At 44.7% G+C, this 15,180-nt stretch carries 16 protein-coding genes and 1 tRNA gene; 2 read left to right on the top strand and 15 right to left on the bottom strand.

Going from position 1 to position 15,180, the window contains the following annotated elements; translation table 11 throughout:
* Positions 1–78: 78 nt before the first annotated feature.
* The 10 genes from DXA18_RS15965 to DXA18_RS01840 all read right to left on the bottom strand — a co-directional run bounded on the left by DXA18_RS15965 (position 79) and on the right by DXA18_RS01840 (position 10,875).
* Entirely contained in the window at positions 79–171 is a 93-nt protein-coding gene (locus DXA18_RS15965) for a putative holin-like toxin (protein WP_227189010.1), read from the bottom strand.
* A gap of 234 nt (positions 172–405) precedes the next feature.
* Complete coding sequence (gene smpB, locus DXA18_RS01880) at positions 406–873, bottom strand: SsrA-binding protein SmpB (protein ID WP_118382435.1); 468 nt, start codon at positions 871–873, stop codon at positions 406–408.
* The gene (gene rnr, locus DXA18_RS01875) at positions 860–3,016 is read right to left on the bottom strand and encodes a ribonuclease R (RefSeq protein WP_118382434.1); all 2,157 of its coding nucleotides are present in this window, start codon (positions 3,014–3,016) and stop codon (positions 860–862) included. The genes smpB and rnr overlap by 14 nt, the downstream gene beginning before the upstream one ends.
* Before the next feature lie 73 nt (positions 3,017–3,089).
* On the bottom strand, positions 3,090–3,332 hold the full coding sequence (gene secG / locus DXA18_RS01870) for a preprotein translocase subunit SecG (RefSeq protein ID WP_118382433.1): 243 nt from the start codon (positions 3,330–3,332) through the stop codon (positions 3,090–3,092).
* A gap of 29 nt (positions 3,333–3,361) precedes the next feature.
* Positions 3,362–4,675 (bottom strand): phosphopyruvate hydratase, encoded by a 1,314-nt coding sequence (gene eno / locus DXA18_RS01865; protein ID WP_118382432.1) that lies wholly within the window; start codon positions 4,673–4,675, stop codon positions 3,362–3,364.
* 49 nt (positions 4,676–4,724) lie between these two features.
* Positions 4,725–6,071 (bottom strand): phosphoglucosamine mutase, encoded by a 1,347-nt coding sequence (gene glmM, locus DXA18_RS01860; RefSeq protein ID WP_118382431.1) that lies wholly within the window; start codon positions 6,069–6,071, stop codon positions 4,725–4,727.
* Positions 6,072–6,168: 97 nt separating this feature from the next.
* Positions 6,169–7,623, bottom strand: coding sequence for a TrkH family potassium uptake protein (locus tag DXA18_RS01855; protein WP_118382430.1), 1,455 nt, complete (start codon positions 7,621–7,623; stop codon positions 6,169–6,171).
* Between the two features lie 16 nt (positions 7,624–7,639).
* On the bottom strand, positions 7,640–8,998 hold the full coding sequence (trkA, locus tag DXA18_RS01850; RefSeq protein ID WP_118382429.1) for a Trk system potassium transporter TrkA: 1,359 nt from the start codon (positions 8,996–8,998) through the stop codon (positions 7,640–7,642).
* Between the two features lie 102 nt (positions 8,999–9,100).
* Positions 9,101–10,129: a type II CAAX endopeptidase family protein gene (locus DXA18_RS01845; protein WP_118382428.1), complete on the bottom strand. Its 1,029-nt coding sequence runs from the start codon at positions 10,127–10,129 to the stop codon at positions 9,101–9,103.
* Positions 10,130–10,149: 20 nt separating this feature from the next.
* Positions 10,150–10,875, bottom strand: coding sequence for an NAD-dependent protein deacylase (locus tag DXA18_RS01840; RefSeq protein ID WP_118382427.1), 726 nt, complete (start codon positions 10,873–10,875; stop codon positions 10,150–10,152).
* Positions 10,876–11,069: 194 nt separating this feature from the next.
* On the opposite strand from DXA18_RS01840, the gene DXA18_RS01835 reads away from it, so the two are divergent.
* Positions 11,070–11,152: transfer RNA gene (locus DXA18_RS01835), tRNA-Leu, on the top strand.
* A gap of 523 nt (positions 11,153–11,675) precedes the next feature.
* Here the strand turns inward: DXA18_RS01835 and DXA18_RS16300 are convergent.
* Positions 11,676–12,644, bottom strand: coding sequence for a zinc ribbon domain-containing protein (locus DXA18_RS16300; protein WP_118382426.1), 969 nt, complete (start codon positions 12,642–12,644; stop codon positions 11,676–11,678).
* A 140-nt stretch (positions 12,645–12,784) separates the two neighbouring features.
* Between DXA18_RS16300 and DXA18_RS01825 the strand changes: the two genes are divergently transcribed.
* On the top strand, positions 12,785–13,009 hold the full coding sequence (locus DXA18_RS01825) for a helix-turn-helix domain-containing protein (protein WP_118382425.1): 225 nt from the start codon (positions 12,785–12,787) through the stop codon (positions 13,007–13,009).
* A 61-nt stretch (positions 13,010–13,070) separates the two neighbouring features.
* Here DXA18_RS01825 and DXA18_RS15585 read toward each other — a convergent pair whose 3' ends face one another.
* The 4 genes from DXA18_RS15585 to DXA18_RS01810 form a co-directional block, all read right to left on the bottom strand.
* On the bottom strand, positions 13,071–13,214 hold the full coding sequence (locus DXA18_RS15585; RefSeq protein ID WP_158567075.1) for a hypothetical protein: 144 nt from the start codon (positions 13,212–13,214) through the stop codon (positions 13,071–13,073).
* An 11-nt stretch (positions 13,215–13,225) separates the two neighbouring features.
* Complete coding sequence (locus DXA18_RS01820; RefSeq protein WP_158567074.1) at positions 13,226–13,567, bottom strand: DUF3592 domain-containing protein; 342 nt, start codon at positions 13,565–13,567, stop codon at positions 13,226–13,228.
* Positions 13,568–13,711: 144 nt separating this feature from the next.
* Positions 13,712–14,200, bottom strand: a complete 489-nt coding sequence (locus DXA18_RS01815; RefSeq protein WP_118382423.1) for an N-acetyltransferase — start codon at positions 14,198–14,200, stop codon at positions 13,712–13,714.
* Position 14,201: 1 nt separating this feature from the next.
* Positions 14,202–15,086, bottom strand: coding sequence for a LysR family transcriptional regulator (locus DXA18_RS01810; RefSeq protein ID WP_118382422.1), 885 nt, complete (start codon positions 15,084–15,086; stop codon positions 14,202–14,204).
* Between the last annotated feature and the right edge of the window lie 94 nt (positions 15,087–15,180).

The following is a 15,180-nucleotide window of genomic DNA, read 5'->3' as shown; positions in this document are numbered from 1 at the left end:
GGAAACCGCAAGCGGCTACCCGATTGTATAGTTAGCTGTTATTTACAACAGCCGTCAACTATTTGCGGTAGTTGGCGGCTATTTCCGTTTTCCCTTGAATATCTCATAACAGAGACCAACAAGGGCAACTATGAATATACAAAACTGAATCAGATCAGAATATGTAATCATCTTATCGCCCTCCTTTCTTCCGTCTGGAGGGTGTTTTTATCCCTCCGTAAAAGAAGGGTAGCCGCCTGGCTTTGGTTTCCCTGTCTGTATATTATCATATTAGTAACAGGCAGGCAACCATATTTTCAGTACTAACATTTTATTCCCGGCAGCCCTTAAAGAAGCAACAGTAGCCATCATGTGTCCGACCATGAGCCTGGTCGCTGGCTGTATCAGCGCATTTTCAGCAGATAACTATCCGAAGTTACGGATCTTGAAGTCTCTGCTTGCTTCTCTCTGCTGATCCTTCCTGGCAATATCCTGACGCTTATCGTACAGCTTCTTACCTTTGGCAAGCCCAATCTCTACTTTCACCAGGCTTCCCTTGAAATATACCTTCAACGGCACGATCGCAATACCCTTTTCTTTCGTCTTACCAAGCAGCTTATTGATCTCGTATTTATGCAGCAGAAGCTTTCTCGGTCTCAGCGGATCTTTGTTGAAAATATTGCCCTTCTCATACGGGCTGATATGCATGCCGTAGATAAAGACCTCGCCGTTTTCAATTCTTACAAAAGACTCCTTGATGCTGCATTTGCCCATACGCAAGGACTTTACTTCTGTACCTGCCAGCGAAATGCCTGTCTCGTAAGTATCCAGAATAAAATAATCATGATATGCCTTTTTATTATTGGCAATCAGCTTGCCATTACTCTTCGCCATCTTCCATATCTCCTTCATCAGCCATCTCAAAATCTATGGTTCTTGTCAGACAGTCGGCATCGATCACACGCACATACACCGTCTCACCGAGCTTGTACGTCTTGCCTGTGTGCTCGCCAACCATCTCGTATCTATCCTCATAATAATCATAATGGTCATCGTACATATTTGCAACATGAACCAGTCCTTCAATCGTATTAGACAGCTCCACATAGATGCCCCAGTTGGTAATGCCCGAGATCACACCCTCAAATACTTCGCCAATATGTGCTTCCATATACTCAGCCTTCTTCAGGCGGATCGTCTCCCGCTCTGCCTCTTCTGCCCGTCGTTCTGTCTCACTTGCCTGTCTGGTCACTTCCGGCAGGATTGTCTGATAGTGCTCCATCTTTTTCTCGTTCATTCTGCCACGCAGATCATCCTTGATAATGCGGTGGATCTGCAGATCCGGATACCGGCGGATCGGGGATGTAAAATGTGTATAATAGCGCGCTGCCAGTCCGAAATGTCCGTCATTCTCCGGCGTATATCTCGCCTGCTTCATCGAGCGCAGTGCCAGTCTGCTGATCATTGTCTCCTGCGGTGTACCCTGGATCTTCGCCAGCAGCTTCTGGATCTGCCCCGGACGCACCTCATCGGAAATGTGCAGAGAATAGCCAAAGTTATTGATCAGGATTGCAAGCTTCTTGATCTTATCTTCATCCGGTGTCTCATGTACCCGGTATACGAACGGAATCTCCCGCCAGTAGTACTCTTCTGCTACCGTTTCATTGGCAAGAAGCATGAAATCTTCGATAATCTTCGTTGCCACATTACGGTCGTAAGAACGGATCTCCGTCGGATGTCCTTCCTCGTCCAGCATGATCTTACTCTCCGGAAAATCAAAGTCAATCGAACCCCGCTGATGTCTGCGGTTTCTAAGGATACCGGCAAGCTGCTCCATTTCCTCAAACATCGGCACCAGATCAATGTAACGCGTCGTCTCTTCCTCATCATGGTCTTCCAGGATCTTCTTGACGCTGGTGTAAGACATACGTTCATTAACACGAATCACAGACTCACAGATCTCATGATCGATTACATCTCCTTTGGCATCTACTGTCATAATGCAGCTCATTGCCAGACGGTCCACGCCTGCATTCAGCGAACAGATACCATTCGACAGACGGTGTGGAAGCATCGGGATCACACGATCTGCCAGATAGACACTGGTTCCACGATGGAGTGCTTCTCTGTCCAGTGCACTCCGCTCCTGCACGTAATTCGCCACATCTGCGATATGTACGCCCAGAATCCAGTTCTTGCCATCTTCTGTCCGCGTAAGCGATACCGCATCATCCAGATCCTTCGCATCTTCGCCATCGATCGTGACCATCACCCACTCACGCAGATCCTTGCGACCCGCCATATCTGCATCACTGACCTCTTCCGGCACACGCTCTGCCTGATTCATCACTTTCTCCGGAAATTCAACCGGCAGATCATAGCTTTTTACGATTGACATGATGTCCACGCCCGGATCATTCACGTGACCAAGAATCTCTACGATCTTACCTTCCGGCTTGGCATTATCTGAACCGTAAGACGTCAGTTCCACGACCACCTTGTGACCGTCTACCGCACCTTTGGCGCGCTCCTCCGGCACAAAGATATCCTGCAGAAATCTCTGATTATCCGGAATCACAAATCCGTAATGCTTGCCCTTTGCCACCTGATAGAGACCTACAATCTTTGCCGTACCGCGCTCCACGATCTTCACGATCTTACCTTCCTTACGCTTTCCTTCCGGCGAAGCGGTTAACAGAATCTCTACCATATCTCCGTGAAGTGCTCCATTGGTCTCCTTCTCCGGGATAAAGATATCATCTGTCTCCCCTTCTATCGTTACGAAGCCAAATCCTCGCGGATGTGCCTGATAGACACCGCGCAGCGTCCGTCCTGCTCCCTTGAGATACTTTCCCTTCTGAGATACATGCACCTTGCCCTCTGCCTCCAGTGCATCCATGACCGCTTTCAGCTCACTGCGCTGCTCCTTCGGCACCTGCAGCAGAATGGCAAGCTCCTTCAGCTTCATCGGCACATACATATCATCGCATATAAATTCATATATAATCTTTTTTCTCTTTTCAAATGTCTGGTCCATCTTCTCTCCTAACTTCTGCACATAAGAATAGGCACCCTTATTACAAGAGTGCCTTACATCCAAATTCATCTTCTTATGCAAATACCTTCAGATTCAATGCCAGCGCAAGCAGGATAAATAATACTGCGAGCACTCTGGTAACCTTCACTAAAGTACCTTCCATAGAACGTCCTTTGTTCTGTCCCCAGTAAGAATCAGCCATACCTCCGATAGTTCCGAGTCCTGCCGACTTACCTTCCTGTAATAATACAACTATTGTCAGTGCAATACAATCGATTGCAAGTAAAATCATTAATACGGTCTTCAAAATTTCCACGATTCACACCTCCTGCGGATTAAACATAATTATCTTATCACAGGAGTGTCCATATAGCAAGGAAAATCTGCTGTCTTTCCCAACATTTCCTCAATCCTCATGAGGCGGTTATATTTCTCTACGCGCTCTGATCTGCACGGTGCACCGGCCTTGATAAGCCCCGTGTTAAATGCAACCGCAATATCCGCGATCATCGTATCCGCAGTCTCTCCCGAACGATGGGATATGATTGCCTGCCAGCCCGCCCGGTGTGCCATTTCCACCGCATCAAATGCCTCACTTAACGTTCCGATCTGATTGATCTTCACGAGGATCGCATTGGCTGCGCCAAGTTCTATCCCTTTCTTCAGACGTTCGGTATTCGTCACAAACAGATCGTCTCCTACCAGATATACTTTTCCGCCAAGGTGCGCGGTCATCTTGACCCATCCTTCCCAATCTTCTTCGTCTAGCGGATCTTCGATCGAATATATCGGGAACTCTGCAAGCAGTTCCTCATAATACGCGATCATCTGATCTGTCGTGCGCAGAACCTTCTGTCCATGCATCCGGCTCTCACCGTCAAACACATAAGCATTCAGCTTCTCATCATAGAGCTCAGACGCTGCCACATCCAGTGCAAACAACATATCCTTTCCCGGCTGATACCCTGCCATTTTGCAGGCATCCATTAACATGCTCAGTGCCTCTTTCGCATCCGGAAGATCCGGTGCAAAACCACCTTCATCTCCTACCGCCGTGTTACAGCCGCGCTGCCCAAGCAGCGCTTTCAGGCTCTGGTAGATCTCCGCACACATCCTTACACCTTCCCGGAAATCTGGCGCACCCACAGGCAGGATCATAAATTCCTGAATGTCAATCGTGTTGTCCGCATGCCTGCCACCGTTCATAATATTCATCATCGGAACCGGCAATGTCCTCGCCTGTACACCGCCAAGATACGTGTACAATGGACGTTCGGATATTTTTGCTGCCGTTCTCGCCGCTGCCATCGACACCCCGAGAATTGCATTAGCGCCAAGTTTCCCTTTATTCCTGCTGCCGTCAAGTCTCTTCAGCACCTCATCCAGCCCTCTCTGATCCAGTACATTCATCCCCACGATCTCCGGCGCGATCTGTGCATTCACATGGTCAGCCGCGTGCTCCACGCCTTTTCCCATGTAACGTGCCTCTCCGTCACGCAGTTCGATTGCTTCATATTTCCCGGTGGACGCGCCCGACGGTACACTTGCACACCCCACGGTTTTCTCTCCAGCCAGTATCTCCACCTCGATCGTAGGATTCCCTCGCGAATCAAGGATTTCTCTCGCATATACATCTCTGATCGGTACATATTTATCCATAAAAAATACCTCCTATTACAGGAGGTATTATTTCCAGATTCCGTTCGTTCTATCCCACAACCAGACCTTCTGCGCGAATCACATCGATCACCTGATCTACGTATTTCTCACACAGTTCATCCGTCGTTGCTTCTACCATGACACGGATCACAGGCTCTGTACCGCTCTCACGCACCAGAATACGTCCGTCATCGCCCAGCGTCTCTGCCACTGCATTAACTGCTGCCTGCACTGCCGGATTCTCACGGGCAGTCTTCTTATCTGTAACACGCACATTTTTCAGAAGCTGCGGGTAAATGCGTACAGGCTCTGTAAGCTGGCCAAGGGTCATCTTCTTCTCCAGCATAACTTCCATAATCATCAGAGAAGTCAGGATACCGTCTCCAGTCGTCGCATGCTTGCTGAAAATAATGTGTCCGGACTGTTCACCGCCCAGAGAATAATTATTCTTTACCATGTTCTCGTATACGTATTTGTCACCAACAGCGGTCTTCTCATATTTCATGCCCACTTTATCGCAGGCTTTGTATAATCCGAGATTGGACATTACTGTTGTCACAATCGCATCACCATTCAGACGTCCTGTTTCTTTGAGATATTTACCACATACGTACAGAATCAGGTCACCGTCTACAACATTGCCGTTCTCATCCACTGCGATACAGCGATCCGCATCTCCGTCGTAAGCAAATCCTACATCCAGTCCCTTTTCACGTACATACTCCTGCAGCACGTTGATATGAGTAGATCCACAGTTTGTATTGATATTCAGACCATCCGGTTCGTTATTGATCACATAGGTCTTAGCACCTAGCGCATCAAACACACTCTTTGCGATCATAAATGAGCTTCCGTTTGCACAGTCAAGTCCTACCTTTTTACCTTCAAAAGATCTGGTTGCCAAAGAAATCAAATATCCGATATAACGGTTACGTCCTGCTGAGTAATCTGTGGTGCGTCCGATCTGATCCTTCTTCGCCAGTGGAAGCTCCGGTATCTCTCCGTCAATGTATGCTTCAATCTTCGCCTCAACATCGGCATCCATCTTATGTCCCTTGTGATTGATCAGCTTAATACCATTATCATAGAATGGATTGTGGCTGGCAGAGATCATAATACCGCAGTCAAAATCCTCAGTTCTTGTCACGTAAGACACACTCGGTGTAGTCGTAACATGCAGAAGGTATACATCCGCTCCGGAAGCTGTCAGACCTGCAACCAAAGAGTACTCAAACATATAGCTGCTTCGTCTGGTATCCTTACCGATCACGACTCTTGCGCGGTGTTCCTGGCCGTAATACCATCCGATATAACGTCCCACTTTGAAGGCATGCTCCACTGTCAGCACTTCATTGGCTTCACCACGGAAGCCGTCTGTTCCAAAATACTTACCCATAATTCTTCTCCTTACTATCCTTATTAATGTATCTATACAGTTCCGTTTATACGGTAAACTTCATATAATATTGAAACAAAATCCAGTTATGATGCACTTATCTCTGGCTCCACGCAGATCTTGATAACAGGATCAATATCGGGAATATCTCCAGTCGACCTGCCAGCATATCTCCGATCAGTACTAATTTGGAGAAAATGCTGTATGCGCTAAAGTTACAGGTCGGTCCTACAGCATCCAGTCCCGGTCCGATATTGTTAAAACATGCAAGCACTGCTGAAAGATTCGTCTCCACCGAAAATCCATCAATGGATATCATCAGGAAACTTAAGATCACAATGATCACATAGATAGCCATGTACGCATTGATGCTTGCCACAATCTTCTCGTCCACCATACGACCGTTGTTGCGCACTACCTGCACTTTCTGTGGATGCAGAACTTTACGGATATTACGATGTGCACTCTTCAGCAAGATCAACGCGCGTCCGCATTTCAGACCTCCTCCGGTACTTCCTGCACACGCTCCGAGTACCATCAGCGACAATATGATCGCCTTGGAAAATCCGGGCCATTTATCAAAATCCGTCGTAGCAAATCCGGTGGTTGTAATAATACTGGACACCTGGAATGCCGCATGTCGTATAGTCTCACCCAGAGATCCGTAGAATCCTCGCAGGTTCCACACAATCAGCGCCGTACTTCCAAGCACAGCGCCAAGATATAACCGTAATTCTTCATCAAAGAACACTGCCTTGAACTGCCTGATCAAAAGCAGATAATAGCAGGAGAAATTCACTCCAAATAACAGCATGAATACAGTCGTTACATTCTGCAGATACGGACTATAACCTGCTATGCTGTCGTTCTTAATACCAAAACCACCGGTTCCGGCTGTACCGAACGCAGTACAAAATGCATCAAATGCCGGCATATGACCAGCCAACAGGAAAATAATATTAATGACCGTCAGCAAAATATAGATCAGATACAGGATCTTCGCTGTATCCTTCATCTTAGGAACCAGTTTACCAACGACCGGTCCCGGGCTTTCCGCACGAAGAATGTGCATCGTATAGCCCCTGCCCTTGCCTCCTGCCGGCACAATCGCAAGCAGGAACACCAGCACACCCATACCGCCCAGCCAGTGGCTGAAGCTTCTCCAGTACAACAGACATTGGGACATGTCTTCTACTACCGGTAAAATGGATGATCCGGTTGTAGTAAATCCGGATACAATCTCAAATAATGCATCCACATAGTTCGGAATCTCGCGAGCGATAAAGAATGGAAGTCCACCAAATAATGACATACCGATCCATCCAAGTCCTACGCACGCCAAACCTTCTTTTGCGTAGAATCCACTTGCCGCATGCCTGCAGGTAAGCCTTAAAAACGCAACCACCACTGCGATGATCAGAATACTCCAAAGCAGTGCCTGCATGGCATTATCTTCTCCGCATACATAGCCGATGATCACCGCTGGAATCATAAACAAACCTTCCACAGTCAATATCTGGGCCAGAAAACGCCCAACCATCTTATAGTTCATAATGACGTCTCCTCACCTATTCAAATATATCATCCAACTGATATAGTACTTCGTCACGACCGGATACAACAACTACCGTATCGCCCACCTCAAAGCTGGACTCTCCATCCGGCACCTCTGTCCTCGCCTTATGAGAAATACCTGCGATCAGGATATTCTTTTTCGTCTCCATGTTCTTCAATGGCACTCCACAGTATCTGGTGTCCTTCTCCACAAGAAATTCCAGTGCTTCTGCCTGACCATCCGCGATACCGTACACCGTAATCGCAGCACCTTCCTGATTATGCATTGCACGCACATAACGTACGATTGCATTGGTACACAGCTCCTTCGGACTCACAATACTTCCTATAGGAAGATTCTCGATAATCTTGGTGTGATCCAGATGTCCTACCTTCGTGATCACCTGCGGCACGCCACAGTTATTACCATATAAAGAAATGATGATATTCTGCTCATCCATGCCAGTCATCGTAATCAGCGCATCGCAATCCTGGATGCCTTCGCTCTCCAGCAGTGCCTGATTGCTGGCATCTCCATGGATAATGCTGGCTCCCGGCAAACGCTTCGCCAAATCCAGACATTTCTCATAATCCTGTTCAATGATCTGCACGATCATACCACTCTTCTTCAGTCTCTCAGCAAGATAATAGCTGACTTTACCACCGCCACAGATCATAACGCGACGTACCTTATGCGTAATAATGCCCAGATTCTTCAATAATATCGTCAGATTATCGGTCGGTGCCGTAACAAAGATACGGTCGCCTTCCTGCAATACGAAATTACCATCCGGTGCAATTACCTTGCCTTTTCTCAATACAACGCATACCAGTACTTTGCATTTTGCTACGGAATCCAAATCATTCAATGCCAGATCCTTCAGCTTACTGTCCGAACCAATTCTCAGTTCTACAATCTCAAGTCTTCCCTTTGCGAAAGAATCTCTCTTCAGGAATCCCGGGTATTTCAGCAGATGCTCAATCTCAATCGCAGCCTGCTTCTCCGGATTCACTGACAATGACAGCGCAAATATCCCACGCATCCGATAAATCTGCTTGCTGTATTCCGGATTCCTGATACGTGCAATCGTATGAATATCAGGATTCATACCATGCGCTGTAAGACAGCACAACAAATTAACTTCATCCGCACTTGTCACCGCGATCAGAAGATCTGCATCCTTAACGCCTGCTTCTTCCAATATCTCCATAGATGCGCAATTACCCCGAATCGCCATCACATCAAATCGCTCAATACTACTATCCAACACATTCTGCTTCGAATCAATCAGTGTAATATCATACCCGGCTGCTGTCAGTTCCCGAGTCAGTGATGCTCCAACTTTACCATCACCAGCAATCAATATCTTCATTTTATCCTCCATCGGCACTCTCATGCCTGGCTCATAAGCTACTATCCTATATTAAATCTATACTCCATTATAGCAATTCGTTCCAGAAAGGCAATCCTTTTTTTACCCCAGTATTACCTGAAGCACAACAGCGGCGGATATCAGAAAGACTCCACATCCAAAAAGAACTGCGCAGGCACCAAGCATTCCCCACAGCGCTCCTCTTTTCTCCCGTGGGAATACCTTCGTATATCCCGGCTGCCCCCTGTGAATCAGATAGTTACCTATATATAAGAGCAGTGGTGCTATCGTTGCAAAAATCATATAAATGCCAACAGATGCTAACGGCAGTCTGTCTGTTGCCACATCAACTGCCTGTGCGCCTGTTCCCTGCAGCCTCTCCAGCCACACGAGCGCATTTGTCAGTATTACTGAAAATGCATTATTGGTAAAATGTATCAGCATACAATAGAAGATGTTCTCCGTCTCAAACAGAACATATCCCATAACAAGTCCAAGTATCGCCGTTGGCACCATACGCCACACGCTGCCATGGCACGCACCAAAGAATAATCCTACGATAATAATCCCAGTCCATTTGCTCCGCGCCCCACGAAAACAGGTCAGTAATGCTCCGCGAAATGCAATCTCCTCGCAGATTGCCGGCGTCACTGCAACCACCAGCAGGTCGATCCACATCGGTGTCGCAGACATCAATTCATCTACACCATTACTCGCATTCAGCATCTGGTCCGGAAAAAAATACGCCATCGTAAGTGTCACCACGCTGGTCAGCAGCAAGATACCGCCCCACAGGATCAAAGAGCCAAATATACCAGACCATTTCAGCTTCCGAAATGGAAATGCCGTCTTCATTCTGCCCCGCATGATCAGAATCATTAATATACCGATCAATGCCAGCACAATCTCATGAAGTACCACTCCCGCCGTTCCAAATAAATATCCAAGTATGCCGCTCAGGATAAATATCTCAGCTACAATCAATACCGTCAATATCACAGCGGTCACATACGGCTTCTTCCGATGTTCTCTGCTCCACGCTGTCTGTCTCATCTCATTCATAAATCTGTCTACCTGCTCTTTCCAGTCTTTTCTTACGTGTGCTGTCAGAGTTCCAAGGTCTAAATCCACACGAACTTACCACAACCATATTATAACGTAATCTGACTCAATATCTCCCCGATCGGTACAGAAATGGTCAGTTCCGCACCCACTTCTCTCGCCGTCGCACTCTTATTGATCACTACCAGATGCTTGCCATGGAAATAATCAATAAACCCTGCTGCCGGATATACCACCAAAGATGTGCCTCCAATGATCAATGTATCCGCTTCACTGATCGCACGAATACTCCGATCGATCACATTACTGTCCAGCCCTTCTTCATATAATACAACATCCGGCTTAATCATGCCGCCACACTCACATCTTGGCACGCCATCTGCATACTTCACATACTTCGCATCGTAGAATTTGCCACATTTCATACAGTAATTGCGATGGATGCTTCCATGAAGTTCCAACACATTCTTACTTCCGGCAAGCTGATGAAGCCCATCAATGTTCTGCGTGATCACCGCCGTAAGCTTTCCCTTCTGCTCCATCTCCGCAAGTTTTCTATGCGCCGGGTTCGGCTCTGCATCCAGAAACATCATCTTATTCTTATAAAATTCATAGAACCCCTCCGGATTCTGCATAAAGAAGCTATGACTTACGATCTGCTCCGGCGAATACTTATACTTCTGCTGATAAAGTCCGTCCGCACTCCGGAAATCCGGAATATTACTCTCCGTAGATACACCCGCGCCTCCGAAAAACACAATCCTGCTGCTGTCATCTATAATTTTCTGTAATTTTGCAACTTCCTCTGCGTACATATATCTGCACCTCCTGTTTTATCTATTGTATTCCCAATACTGTCCTTTTTCAATATAAGACCTGGCTTTTCATAGTAAATGCAACAGGGTGACCTGTTTACCTTGAAAAACTACCTGTACAAGAAATTTTTTATTTTTTTCAAAAAACTCTTTACAATTCATATTGCCTGTGGTAATATAGCTTTTGTCAGCAAGCGGAGATGGCGGAATGGCAGACGCGCTAGATTCAGGTTCTAGTGGTGGCAACACTGTGAGGGTTCAAGTCCCTTTCTCCGCACTAGAACGAAGTCCTTGATTATCAAGGACTTTTCTTTTGCTCAATTAGACAGTCGTCCTTAAAGACAAAGCGGTCGTCCCGAAAAGGGTCAACCGCTTTTCTCAATATATGCTTCTAATAGTCTCATTTTAACGCTTCAACAGAATAGTATAATCTTGGTCTAACATAATCTGATCCCAACATATATTTACTTGTTATATATGATACATTACCTATTTTCGACACTAATGGTGCTTCATAATCATTTTCTAAATTAGAAATACTTTTATGATCATACCAATATTCACATTCCTCCACCGAACTGCTGTGCGCTTTGTTCTTTGCATATATTGTTGCTGATGCAGTTCTTTCTTACCTCCTCTCATTTAATTCCTCTACACAATTTGTTTTAAAGTTTATATCTCTCAAAATCATTAAAATTCAAATGATATTTTCAACATCTAAAATATTATATTTTTGCACTGCACTCCAAGCATCATCATATATACCAAGAGCAAGAGATCCTATCTCCTGCTCTTGGATTTTATTGATCTATTTTTTCTATCGAAACACCTGGAATTGTGATCGTTCCTCCCATTGTGGACTGATAACTTATCGTACCAGCTGACGTACCGTAAATGGTAATATGATCATCTTCCAAAACTCTTGATCCAACAATAGACGAATCATACTGTCCAAAAAGAATCGTATCGTAATTATCATTAACTGCCAAACGTATTTGGATACTTCCACTACCTTCTATAACCTGCACAACTTTTCCAGTAAACTTAACTTTTTTACCTTTAAAATCATCTGGTGTTCTTGCCAGCTGATCATATGTAATTCCCGTTTCATATCCTTGTGCTTCTTCTGCCGCCTTAGCAGCTGCCGCTTCATCAAGTTTACTCTGACTATTTTTCGCCATTTCTTGAGCTTCTTTATCTTCTTCCGAACCGTTATATTTTTCATGCAGCTTACCTGCCAGATCAATTACGTTCTGCCACTCTCCGTTTTCATAAGCATTTTTAATCTCAACTAATTGAGTACTTGCACCATTCTCTAATTCGTCTAACTTCGCTTGTAAGTCATTGACCTTCGTTTGTAAATCACTTGCGCGCTCTCTTTCATCTGACAATTGTGTGTTTATAGACTCATAACGCTCTTTTAAGACCTTATATCTTGAATCCTGTTGTCCCTTCATGGTCACTCCAATAATTATTAACACAATCCAACCTATCGCAGATATTACTATTGCACGATTTATTTTTTTCTTTCCTTGGTTTAGAAGTGTTTCTTTATTATCTGTAACCTCTTGTTCCATTTCAGCCTGAACTGCTACTTCATCAATCGCTTCATCTTGACTTACCACGGTCTCTGCAAGATCTGAATTTTGGTTCATCTCCTCCCTCTTACTTGTTCCAACCGTCTGTTTCAACTGTTCCTCACACTGTTCACAATACTCTCTATCCTCTGGAATCTCTGCTCCACAATTAGGACATTTTTTTACCTCCATATTGTTTTCCTCCATATTGTTTTCCTCTCTTTCCTTTTTGTTTATCCAATAGTTCCTTATGTAATTCATTTTAGAGTTTATAACTCTAAAAGTCAATAGAGTTATAAACTCTTGGATAAAATACCTATGGAGGATTTGTTATGCATTACAGAGAACGTGTACGCGCCCTAAGAGAAGACCATGATTATACACAAACAGATATTGCTAGCTTACTAAATATTGGTCAGCGTACCTATGCTGATTACGAACTTGGCAAAACACGCATTCCGGTAGATTCTCTAATCAAGCTTGCACATTTCTATAATGTTGATATGAATTACATTTGCGGTATAAGTAACATCCCTTCTCCATTTCCTAAAAATTGATTTAATGACCATTGCTTAAGATAGCAAAAGTCCCACAAGATTTTCTCCTGTGAGACTCATTTCATTCGTTTACTCTCAATATTGCTTCTACATCGTCAACAGAAATCCATCCCTCTTCTCTCGCCGACTGTTCTCCTTTTGCCAAACATTTCAACAATTCTATTTCCGCTTTCGTGTCATCACAATCCTTCATATCCCAAATCACATACTCACCTCTCACAATAATGGCATAACCGTCCACACTCGCACTAACGCGTACACGATAGCCAACGCCCCAATCACAAAGCATAACAGACTCCAAAAACGGCTTCCGCCGCCTGCTATATCTGTCAGGCTCTCTGTCACATCCGCCGGATTACTCGGATTATAATATCCCGGACATTCCATTCCGATGGGATACTGATCTGTAGAACTTCCCACTCGCGTCTCATATTCGTATCTCTGACCATTGACCGTATACTCATACACCGGCGTATAGAACGTAACATAGATCACGCTTTCCGGTCCCTGTTCATTGGAATCATGCTCCTCCCGCTCGTGCTTTACCACTCTTATCACACGAAGTGTGGTATGACCTGTATACCGCTGTCGATATTCCTCATTTCTTTTACTTGCTCTGTTCCACAGTTTTTTCCAAACCAGAGAAATAAAAGACCGAGAATCAATGGAATTGCTACTGTTACGAAAGAATACCCATATTCTCTATCCTTTTATATAATCAAATGCTACTCTCTTACTTCCGTCTCTGACATATATAATTCCACATTTCTGGAATCCATATCTGAGCACTGCATCCTGCATCGGCTGGTTATCTTCATGCGTATCAATTCTGAGATAATCAATCTTTTCACTGCAGTAATCAAAGCAGGTCTTTGCCAGGCCTTTCGCTTTACCGGATGATGCAATTCTGTGGATGGTTCCGTAGATCTTACTGCTGTGCCATTCGCCATCTTCGATCACCTGATAAGTCGGATCTTCACCGATGATGAACGCGAATGTTCCTACGATCTCATCATTTTTCACAAACACATAAGAATTACCGTTGTCGATATCTTCTGTGATAATTTCTACCGATGGGTATCCGTCATTCCACTGTGTCAGATTGCCTTTGCTGCGCATAAATGCTTTTGCATTTTCATACAAATCCATAATTACTGGGACATCTTCTTTTCTGGTCTTTCTGATATTCATCCTATCTTCGCTGTTCTCCTTTATTTGATTTCCATTCTTTTACATATTCCAAGAACGCTTCTGTCGCCGGATCCAATTCGCTGTCTTTCAGATATGCCACGCCCAATGTCCGTTTGTAATGCTCCGTAAATGGGCGGATGCAGATGTCGAATGGCGGAGTGGACAGCAATAATTTCGGTAATACACTGATTCCCATCCCATCGGATACCATTTTCTGGACAGCCACGTCATCATCTAACTGGTAAAGCACAGTCGGATGAATGTTATTCTGCTCAAAGATCCCACCCGCTTCAAAGTCAAAACCATCTTCTGAATAAATATAATTCTCGTCCTTAATATCAGTCAGATTCACCTTCAGTTTGTCCGCCAGTGGATGATTTCTCGCCGTCAGGAGCATCAGTTCATCCGTATCCATCGGATAAAATTCCAGATTATCCGGAAGCAGATAATTGGACACAAAGATACAATCCACCTCATTCTGATCCAGCTTATCATGAAGCTGCGAAGAACTTCCCATTGATATTTTAAAATGAATATTTGGATATTTTTTTGAAAAATTCTTTACCATGGAAGGTAACCAGTTATATGCAATACTCTTGATCGTTCCGATATGTATATAACCATTTTTCAGACTGGTCAGATTCGATGCGATATCCGCAATACGGTTCTCTGCATCGCAGATTGTTCGCAATTCCCGGATAATTTCTTCTGTATTTGAGATTGGCAGCATGCCATTTTTCGTTCTTTTAAACAGCGGAAAACCAAGTTCTTTCTCAAAGCTCTTAATTGCCTGACTGATCGCTGACTGCGTATAATTATATTTTTCTGCTGTGACTGATATGCTGTGTGTATGATACACGCTTAGAATCATTTCGTACTTTGTCATTTTTTGCTCCCTGTTTGTAACACTCTTTTTTATTATATAATTGCAGCAGCCAGTACGCAAGACGCATCCACCGCGCATACATTAGAAATGTTAA

The sequence above is a fragment of the Dorea sp. AM58-8 genome (genome assembly GCF_003464045.1).
GTDB classification, from domain to species: domain Bacteria; phylum Bacillota; class Clostridia; order Lachnospirales; family Lachnospiraceae; genus Claveliimonas; species Claveliimonas ammoniilytica.
This window is presented reverse-complemented; position numbering and strand designations above follow the sequence as displayed.

Bases quoted from the DNA above. Each gene is read 5' to 3' on its own strand.
- DXA18_RS01840 (WP_118382427.1), bottom strand. From the start codon at position 10,875: ATGTACGCAGAGGAAGTTGCAAAATTACAGAAAATTATAGATGACAGC.
- DXA18_RS01855 (WP_118382430.1), bottom strand. From the start codon at position 7,623: ATGAACTATAAGATGGTTGGGCGTTTTCTGGCCCAGATATTGACTGTG.
- eno (WP_118382432.1), bottom strand. From the start codon at position 4,675: ATGGATAAATATGTACCGATCAGAGATGTATATGCGAGAGAAATCCTT.
- DXA18_RS01815 (WP_118382423.1), bottom strand. From the start codon at position 14,200: ATGAATATCAGAAAGACCAGAAAAGAAGATGTCCCAGTAATTATGGAT.
- DXA18_RS01810 (WP_118382422.1), bottom strand. From the start codon at position 15,086: ATGACAAAGTACGAAATGATTCTAAGCGTGTATCATACACACAGCATA.
- trkA (WP_118382429.1), bottom strand. From the start codon at position 8,998: ATGAAGATATTGATTGCTGGTGATGGTAAAGTTGGAGCATCACTGACT.
- rnr (WP_118382434.1), bottom strand. From the start codon at position 3,016: ATGGACCAGACATTTGAAAAGAGAAAAAAGATTATATATGAATTTATA.
- DXA18_RS01825 (WP_118382425.1), top strand. From the start codon at position 12,785: ATGCATTACAGAGAACGTGTACGCGCCCTAAGAGAAGACCATGATTAT.
- DXA18_RS15965 (WP_227189010.1), bottom strand. From the start codon at position 171: ATGATTACATATTCTGATCTGATTCAGTTTTGTATATTCATAGTTGCC.
- DXA18_RS16300 (WP_118382426.1), bottom strand. From the start codon at position 12,644: ATGGAGGTAAAAAAATGTCCTAATTGTGGAGCAGAGATTCCAGAGGAT.
- smpB (WP_118382435.1), bottom strand. From the start codon at position 873: ATGGCGAAGAGTAATGGCAAGCTGATTGCCAATAATAAAAAGGCATAT.
- glmM (WP_118382431.1), bottom strand. From the start codon at position 6,071: ATGGGTAAGTATTTTGGAACAGACGGCTTCCGTGGTGAAGCCAATGAA.